Annotated in this window: 4 protein-coding genes; 2 read left to right on the forward strand and 2 right to left on the reverse strand. The window is 33.9% G+C overall.

All coding sequences use genetic code 11. The features are described 5' to 3' along the window. Positions 1-212: hypothetical protein (locus B4237_RS07900; protein WP_286942612.1), on the forward strand; the 212-nt coding region annotated here is incomplete at its 5' end. Continuing rightward, on the forward strand, positions 139-468 hold the full coding sequence (locus tag B4237_RS07905; RefSeq protein WP_081399764.1) for a hypothetical protein: 330 nt from the start codon (positions 139-141) through the stop codon (positions 466-468). The genes B4237_RS07900 and B4237_RS07905, both read left to right, overlap by 74 nt. A 251-nt stretch (positions 469-719) precedes the next feature. Here the strand turns inward: B4237_RS07905 and B4237_RS07910 are convergent, their stop codons facing one another. Together B4237_RS07910 and B4237_RS07915 are read right to left on the reverse strand one after the other, a co-directional pair. Then, positions 720-929, reverse strand: a complete 210-nt coding sequence (locus tag B4237_RS07910; RefSeq protein ID WP_004881013.1) for a cold-shock protein — start codon at positions 927-929, stop codon at positions 720-722. A gap of 106 nt (positions 930-1,035) precedes the next feature. Continuing rightward, on the reverse strand, positions 1,036-1,269 hold the full coding sequence (locus tag B4237_RS07915; protein WP_004881015.1) for a hypothetical protein: 234 nt from the start codon (positions 1,267-1,269) through the stop codon (positions 1,036-1,038). Positions 1,270-1,521: the final 252 nt, after the last annotated feature.

The following is a 1,521-nucleotide window of genomic DNA, read 5'->3' on the forward strand; positions in this document are numbered from 1 at the left end:
AGAATAGCTTTGTGCAACAAAGCCACGAAAAATCAAACATAAAGGCTTATTTAAAACAAAGTGTATTCCCTAATCCCCCCTTTAAGATGAGGCCCTTATATGTGGGGATTTTTTATGCTTTAAAACAGAGGAATAAGAATGAATATCTTCAAAAATCTTTTTATTTTTGCTTTCTCAGTTGTAATAATTTTTCTCGTTATTATATTTTTTGATAAGCTCGGAATGAATAAAAACTTTAATTTATTCTTTTCTTCATTCTTATATTCAGTCTTCATCTCATTGTATTTTAAAAATACATTCATCAGCTTGATGTGCTTTTTTGTATTTTATTCCCTTCTATTTGTACTAAGTAACTCATTGGAAGTTCTGCTGATGCTTTTAACTTCACTTTCAACACTTACTTTAATCAATCTCGCTTTACCAAAACTAAAAAACGAACCAGATGTCATTCATATCCCAATGGGATAAGTCCAAAAGCATTTGAGACAGCTTCAAAATGAGGCTGTCTCGTGTCTGTCTAGCATATTGAGACAGTCAATACGTTGGATGTCACCTAATTTCCACCTAGAACATAAAGGATATAGTGAGCGAGCCTTTATCTATCGAAATCGCTCTAATACAGTAGAAGCTTCAATCAAGGCTTCATAAAAAGTGAAAATAAAACAACAGACGATAAAAAAGCCCACCTAATGTGAGCTTTTTTATTGTGATCTAATGTCTTAGATCACCGTAATCGTTTTAGCTACTGGCCCTTTCTGCCCCTCACCTAACGTAAATGTTACGCGTTGCCCTTCTTGTAGTGCTCGAAAGCCTTTACTTTGGATTTCACTAAAATGGGCAAATACTTCTTGGCCAGAATCAGATTGAATAAATCCAAATCCTTTCTTTTCATTGAACCATTTTACTGTACCATTGATTGTTTCACTCATGCCTGCTGTACCTTCAAATATCTTGTTTGAATATAAATAAAATTAGACCGTGATGCTTTCAATCAGCCTATTTTCATTTAATAAGTACTACAGCTATGTGAAATTTTTATGTCAATCGATAAAGCTGATTCACCGAAGTATAGAAGCTATTTCCATCTAAATTAAAGTCAATTTCTTGACCAGACTCTAGTAGAACTTTTTTCCCAACTTCAACCCATTTAAAACCTTCCAACGTATTTTGTTGACGTTTAAGTGGGATAATTTGTACAGATATTTCATTGCCATTCACGGCTTTGGCTATACGCCATTCATTGATAATTTTCACGACAGAATCACTCATTACTGAGCTCAAGTGATCGATTTTGATTTACTACAAGATTAGACAAATGAGAGAGGATAACAACATTTCTAGAATCTAATAATTTTAGCTTTATTTAGGGTTATTTAAGCTAATTTCATTGCCAAAGTGATTATGACCATCAGCAATATTTAAAACATCACAGAGCAAAATTCAAATAAATAAATTGGTAGCGGGAGCTGGATTTGAACCAACGACCTTCGGGTTATGAGCCCGACGAGCTACCAGACTGCT

Origin of the sequence: Acinetobacter sp. UBA6526 (assembly GCF_002434875.1) — a bacterium.
In the GTDB taxonomy this organism is placed as follows: Bacteria; Pseudomonadota; Gammaproteobacteria; order Pseudomonadales; family Moraxellaceae; genus Acinetobacter; species Acinetobacter venetianus.